The following is a 6,408-nucleotide window of genomic DNA, read 5'->3' on the forward strand; positions in this document are numbered from 1 at the left end:
CACCACCGTCGTCCTGCAGATCGACCGGCTCCACGAGGAGGCGCCCGCGGAGACCCCGCTGGGCTTCCACGGTTCGCAGGACACCGTCGTCGGCGAGATCTGAGAGGAGCCGGCCCCGTGACCCCCGCCACCACCCTGACCCCCACGTCGCTGCGCAGCGCCTGGGCGTCGATCCCCACCCCGATCACCACCGTCGCCGCCGTCGTCGACGGCCACCCCGTCGGCCTCATCGTCGGTTCCTACGTGGGCCTGTCCCTGGAACCGGCACTGGTGGCGGTGAGCGTCCAGAAGTCCTCACGCACCTGGCCGCTGCTGCGCCGGGCCGAGCACCTGGGCATCTCGGTGCTCACCCGCGCCCACCAGGGGCACGTCCGGCAGCTCGCCGGGCCTGTCGAGAACCGGTTCGACAGCGTCGGCTGGAGCACCGACCGCGGGGCCGTCCTCGTCGACGACGCCGCCGTCCACCTCACCGGGCACGTCATCGACGACATCGACACCGGCGACCACACCACCGTCGTCCTGCAGATCGACCGGGTCCACGAGGAGGCGCCCTCGGAGACCCCGCTGGTCTTCCACGGTTCGCAGGTCACCGTCGTCGGCGAGATCTGAGAGGAGCCGGCACCGTGTCCACCGCAACCACACCCGCCCCCGCGGACCTCCGGTTCGCCTACTGGACCCCGAACGTCTCCGGCGGACTGGTGGTCTCCGACGTCGACCAGCGCACCGACTGGGGCATCGACTACAACCGCACCCTCGCCCGGACCGCTGAACAGGTCGGCTTCGACTACGCCCTGACCCAGGTACGTTACCTGGGCTCCTACGGAGCGGAGTCGCAGCACGAGTCGGTGAGTTTCTCCCTCTCCCTGCTCGAGGCCACAGAGAGGCTCAAGGTCATCGCGGCCGTGCACCCCGGCTTCTGGCAGCCGGCCGTGCTGGCGAACCTGGCCACCACCGCCAGCGAGATCCACGGCGGACGCTTCGCGCTCAACGTGGTCTCCGGATGGCTGAAGGACGAGTTCCGGAAGTTCGGGGAGCCCTGGCTCGAACACGATGAACGCTACCGCCGGTCCGCGGAGTTCCTGCAGGTCCTGCGTGCCGTGTTCACCGAGTCCCCGGCCAGTTTCCAGGGCGACTTCTACCGCCTGCATGACTACTCCGTCAGCCCGCGTCCCACGGTGGTCCCCGAACTGTTCCAGGGCGGCAACTCCACCGCCGCCCAGGCCAACGGGGGCGCCTACGCGGACTGGTACTTCATCAACGGCGCCCCCGTCGACGAGCTCGAACAGCAGATCGCCGAGGTGCGGCGCCACGCCGAGGCCGCCGGACGTGAGACCCGGATCGGCGTGAACGCCTTCGTGATCCTCGAGGACACCGAACGCCAGGCCCACGACAAGCTCCGCCACATCGTCGACAACGCCAACCGCCCGGCCGTGGAGGGGTTCCGCCGGTCGGTGAGACAGGCCGGGCAGGCCACGGCGGACGGGAAGGGGATGTGGGCCAACTCCACAGTGGAGGACCTCGTCCAGTACAACGACGGCTTCCGCACCGGTCTCATCGGGACCGCCGAACAGATCGAGGAACGTATCGACCAGCTGCGCCGCATCGGGGTGGACCTGGTCCTCACCGGGTACCTGCACTTCCAGGAGGAGGTCGAACGCTTCGGCCGGGAGATCATCCTGCCTCTGCGTGCCGGCGCGGCGGCACGGCAGGCACAGCCGGTACCGACCGCCTCATGAGCGGTTCCGACCGGGCGTCGCAGGTCCGTGAGGCGGTGGAGGCGCTCAAGGCGTCCGGCCTGCTCGCCGCCACCGTCCCCGCCCGGCTGGGCGGGGACGGGTTGCCCGCGTCCGTGATCGCCGAGGTGTTCCGCATCCTGGCCTCCGGGGACGGGTCCCTCGGACAGGTCCCGCAGAGCCACATGACGTTCAGCCGATGGTTGTTCACCGGCACCCACCCGCAGGAGGAACGGCGATGGGCGGACATCCTGCTCGGCGGGGCGCTCATCGCCAACGCGCAGGTCGACCGGGAGCCGACCGTCCTGGACGGCCACCGGCTGAGCGGCCGGAAGGTCTTCTGCACAGGCTCGGCCTACGCCGACATTCTCGCCGTCACCGCCCGGCGCACCACCGGCGGGTCCACGCCGGACGGCCCGAAGGAGCCGGAGGTGTCAGAGGTGTCAGAGGTGGTCGTCTTCCTGCCCGTGGACACCCCCGGTGTCCGTGTCCTGGACGACTGGTCGGCCCTGGGTCAGGAGTACACCGCCTCCGGCACGGTCGTCCTCGACGACGTGCACGTCCCCGACACCGCCGTCCGCACCATGGGTCACGTGGGCGGTGAAGCCAGTGAGGACAGTGCGGACAGGGCAGGTGGCGTGAACTCCTCCGGACCGACCACCGCACCACCGGCCACCGCACCACCGGCCTACGGTGCCTTCGCCCAGCTGCTGCACACCGCCGTCGACGTCGGCGTCTCCGGCGCCGCCCTGTCCTCCGCCCTGGGGATCGCGCACACCGACGACCCGGACCCCCTCACCTCCCACCTCGCCGGTGACCTCGTCGCCCGGCAGTTCGCCGCCGAGGCCGCCCTGGAGAAGGCCGGACGCTCCGTCGACGCCGCCTGGGCCTCCCCGGACGACCCACGCACCGCCACCGCCGCCTCCCTCGACGTCGCCGCGGCGAAGGCCACCACCGGCGCCCTGACGGTGGACCTGGCGTCCCGGGTGTTCGAGCTCACCGGCACCCGCGGTGCCACCGGCCCCGTCGGCCCGGACCTCGCCCGGCACTGGCGCGACCTGCGCACCCACACCCTGCACGACCGGCACCGGGAGAAGCTCGCCGTGCTGGGGCACGCCGCGCTCACCGGAAGGGCCCCCGTCCCGGGGCGGAAGCTGTGAGGTGTCCGGCCCCGTGAGCGGGCACAGGCGGTAGCCTGCAGGGCATGACTTTCAGGGTTCCCCCGGTACCGACCTCCGCCGTCTACTGGACGGCACTCGACACCGTCGGCCCCGTCGACGACGCCGGGCTCGGTGCGCTCGTCACCGGCCTGCTCGGCGCCCACGGGGCGTTGCGGGCCGTGCTCACCACCGACGGCCCGGAGTGCACCGTCGCCGTGCCCGACGAGGTCGCTTTCCCCCTGTCCGACGTCGTCGCCGCCGACCGTACCGGCCCCGGGGACCTGGCCGCCTCCCTGGACCCGGCGAGGGGCCGGGTCTGGCGGGTCAGCCGGCTCTCGGACACCCGGCTGCTGCTGTGTGTGCACCGTGGGGTCGTCGACGCCGAATCGTGGTCGACCGTGGTGGACGACGCCAGGTCGCTGCTCGCGGGAAGTGCCGTGGGCCCCGGTGGAGACTGGGCCCGGCAGGCCACGGCGGCCCCGCCCGCCCCGTTCGCCGGTGGTGGGCCGTCGACGTACAAGACCTTCGACGTCAGCGACGCCGACGCCCTGCTCGACATGCTCCCGGCGCAGCTGGATGTCAGCCACGACGGCGTCCTGCTGGCCGCCGTCCTGCTGGCCCGGGCCGCCGCCGGCACCCCGGCCGCGCCGGTGGCGCTGCGCGCGAGGCAGGCCGGCGCGCCGTCCTCCCCCGGTCCCGGGAGGACGGTGGGGCGTCTCGACCGGCAGTTCGTGGTGCCGGCACCCGACGGTCTCCACACCGGTCTCCACACCGGACTGCACGCCGGCCGGGACGGACTGCTCACCGGAGGTCCCGTGGTGCGCCGGACGGTGGAGTGGGTCCGTGACCGGCTGCGGGACGAGCCGGCGGCCTCCGCACCTGAGGCCGTTCCGGGGGCGACCGTCGAGGTCAGCGCGGCGAAACTCTCCGTCTCCGGGCCGGTACGCCCGGTCGACGGCGTGCCCCACGTGATCCTGGGCACGCAGCGGCTCGCCCGGGTCACCGTCGTCGACGAGCGTGGCGGGGCTGACGGCGTGCTGCTGTGGGAACATTTGGAACAGGCACTGATCAGCCTCTCCTCCCTGGCCCGGCTGATCGACGCCGGACTGCCGCAGACCGGGCCGCACTCCGGCACCCCGTCCGGCGCCCTGTCCGGTGCCGCGGCACCTTCCACGCCGGCACAGGCGACCAACCTCTTCCGTCCCGACGGGGACTACCGGCCGGACCACACCGTGGACCTCACCCGGCTCCCCGAGGTCAACGGCTTCGAGGTGGCGAAGCGGCTGCAGCGTGAGCACGCCGGCGGCACCACCCTGGTGCGCCTGCCCGGGGTGACCGACCCGAAGAGCACCGGCGGCAGGTCCGGACGGGTGGGCAGCGGGGTCACCGGCCGGCTCATCACCGGCTGAACCGTCAGACGAGGTCGCCGTCCTCGGGGTCACCCTTCAGGCGCGCCCGCGGGTCGACGCCGGCACCGGGCCAGAAGAACAGTCGCACGCGCCGGTCGGCACGCTGCTGCCACTGACCGGCGTCGACTCCCCCGCCCCGGCTCATCACGCGGTGCACGCGGTGGTTGTTCACGTCGGGTTCCGCGATGACCAGCCGGCACTCCGGGTCCGACTGCAGCAGACGCGAGGCGAAGTCACCGACGAACGGGCCGAAGATCCCCCGTCCGGTGAGGGCCGGTTCCCCGACGGCGACGTGGAAGCCCAGGTCGTGCGGTTCGGACAGGTACGCCAGTCCGATCTCGTCGCGACGGGGACGGTAGATCTCCATGTAGCCGACCTCCTCACGGTCGTCCCCGGTGCCGTAGGAGAGGATCAGCGGCACGGCGTAGGTCGTCGACAGCTTCGCCCGCCAGTCGGCGGCCCACTCCCCGGGGCTCCAGGCCTGGTCCCAGGTCTCGACCAGGTGCGGCCGGTTCATCCACGCAGACACCGTCTCCGCGTCGGTCTGCGGGTCCGCCACGCGCAGGGTGATCCCGTCCGTGCCCCGCAGGTACTCCACGGGGATCCGGGGCGGTTCGTCGAGGAACTCGCTCTCCGGCAGGTCGGTGCGCAACCGGTGCAGGACGCTGAGGTCCACGGCACGGTCGTCCGTCGTCGGCTGCGGCTCGGTGGTGGGGGTGTTCTTGTCGGTCACGGTGACGTCCCTCTCCTGCTGGTTATGCAACACATGTGCTACTTAGGGATTCCTACCCTTTGATAAGGCCTGCCGTGACAGAGTACCCTGCCCCCTGAACGCTCTGTCACCCGACCGCCACCCAACCACAGGAGCACCCCTCACCGTGCCGAATCAGCCGCCGAATCCGCCGGACCAGCCGGACCAGCCGGACCAGCCCCTGCCGTCGCACCACGGCTCCGCCGACCGCGCCGCCACATCGTCCCTGGTCGTCCTGGGTGCCGGTCCCAAGGCCGTCGCCGTGCAGGCCAAGGCCCACGCACTGCGCCGCCTGGGGCTCCCCGCCCCGTCGGTCACCGTGGTCGACTACCAGGGGGTCGGCGGAAACTGGCGCTCCGGCGGAGGCTGGACGGACGGACGCCACCAGCTCGGCACCTCCCCCACCAAGGACATCGGATTCCCCTACCGCACCCGCATCGCCGGCGGCACGGAGATGAACCGGGCGGTCGACCGCGCCCTGCTGGACATCGGATGGACCGGCTTCCTCGTCGACACCGACCGCTACGCCTGGTGGGTCGACCACGGCCACCCCAACCCCCGCCACTACCTGTGGGCGGACTACCTGCGCTGGGCCGCGAAGAAGTCCGGGATGGCCCTGGTCAACGGCCAGGTCACACGCATCGGGCTGCGCGGGGCGGACGGCTGGTCGCTGTCGGTCGACCGGATCGACGGGACGACCTCGCGCCTGGAGGCCGACGCACTGATGCTGACCGGCCCGGGACGCTCCGACCGTCGCATCGCCCCCCTGCCCACCGTGTACTCGGTGGCGGCGTTCTGGCAGGCCGTGTCCTCGGCACAGCTGCCCCCGGCATCCCGCGTGGCGGTCATCGGCGGCGGCGAGACCGCCGCCAGCGTCGTCGAGGAGCTCATCACCCACGACGTGGTCGACATCGCCGTGGTCTCCCCCGCCCCCACGATCTTCACCCGGGCCGAGGGCCCCTTCGAGAACGAGCTCTACACCGACCCGCAGCTCTGGACCGGCCTCGACGACGCCGACCGCAGGGACGTGATCACCCGCTGCGACCGCGGGGTGTTCTCCGCCCAGGTCCAGGAGAAGCTCATGGCCGAGGACCGCGTCAGCCATCTCCGTGGCCGCGTCTCCGCCGTCCACGACCGCGACGGCATGGCGGAACTGCACATCGGCCACCGCACGGAGGTCGTCGACCTCGTCGTCGACGCCCGCGGCAACTCACCGCTGTGGTTCACCCGGATGATGGACGACCGGGTCGTCGCCCGTCTCATCGGGGCCTGCGGCGGGGCCGTGACCCCGTCCACCGTCGAGGACAGGATCGGCCCGGACCTGTCCCTCAACGGCATGCACCCCACCCTGTTCC

6 protein-coding genes are annotated in these 6,408 nt (G+C 72.2%); 5 read left to right on the forward strand and 1 reads right to left on the reverse strand.

What is annotated here, in order from left to right; all coding sequences use genetic code 11:
* Positions 1 to 117: 117 nt before the first annotated feature.
* The 4 genes from Q0A34_RS03645 to Q0A34_RS03660 are packed head-to-tail and all read left to right on the forward strand — an operon-like array spanning position 118 to position 4,302.
* Positions 118 to 609 (forward strand): flavin reductase family protein, encoded by a 492-nt coding sequence (locus Q0A34_RS03645; protein ID WP_291478539.1) that lies wholly within the window; start codon positions 118 to 120, stop codon positions 607 to 609.
* 14 nt (positions 610 to 623) lie between these two features.
* A complete protein-coding gene (sfnG, locus tag Q0A34_RS03650) occupies positions 624 to 1,736 on the forward strand; it encodes a dimethylsulfone monooxygenase SfnG (RefSeq protein WP_291478540.1) in 1,113 nt (370 codons plus the stop codon).
* Positions 1,733 to 2,893, forward strand: a complete 1,161-nt coding sequence (locus Q0A34_RS03655) for an acyl-CoA dehydrogenase family protein (protein WP_291478542.1) — start codon at positions 1,733 to 1,735, stop codon at positions 2,891 to 2,893. Before sfnG ends, Q0A34_RS03655 begins: the two co-directional genes overlap by 4 nt.
* 44 nt (positions 2,894 to 2,937) lie before the next feature.
* The gene (locus tag Q0A34_RS03660) at positions 2,938 to 4,302 is read left to right on the forward strand and encodes a hypothetical protein (protein ID WP_291478544.1); all 1,365 of its coding nucleotides are present in this window, start codon (positions 2,938 to 2,940) and stop codon (positions 4,300 to 4,302) included.
* Positions 4,303 to 4,306: 4 nt separating this feature from the next.
* Here the strand turns inward: Q0A34_RS03660 and Q0A34_RS03665 are convergent, their stop codons facing one another.
* A complete protein-coding gene (locus Q0A34_RS03665; protein ID WP_291478546.1) occupies positions 4,307 to 5,035 on the reverse strand; it encodes a GNAT family N-acetyltransferase in 729 nt (242 codons plus the stop codon).
* A gap of 145 nt (positions 5,036 to 5,180) precedes the next feature.
* On the opposite strand from Q0A34_RS03665, the gene Q0A34_RS03670 reads away from it, so the two are divergent.
* On the forward strand, positions 5,181 to 6,408 hold a 1,228-nt coding region (locus Q0A34_RS03670; RefSeq protein WP_291478548.1), incomplete at its 3' end, for a SidA/IucD/PvdA family monooxygenase.

Origin of the sequence: Corynebacterium sp. (genome assembly GCF_022712195.1) — a bacterium.
Classification (GTDB): Bacteria; Actinomycetota; Actinomycetes; order Mycobacteriales; family Mycobacteriaceae; genus Corynebacterium.

What these genes read in the sequence shown, in the direction of transcription:
- Q0A34_RS03655 (WP_291478542.1), top strand. Translation starts at nt 1,733, where the DNA reads ATGAGCGGTTCCGACCGGGCGTCGCAGGTCCGTGAGGCGGTGGAGGCG.
- Q0A34_RS03660 (WP_291478544.1), top strand. Translation starts at nt 2,938, where the DNA reads ATGACTTTCAGGGTTCCCCCGGTACCGACCTCCGCCGTCTACTGGACG.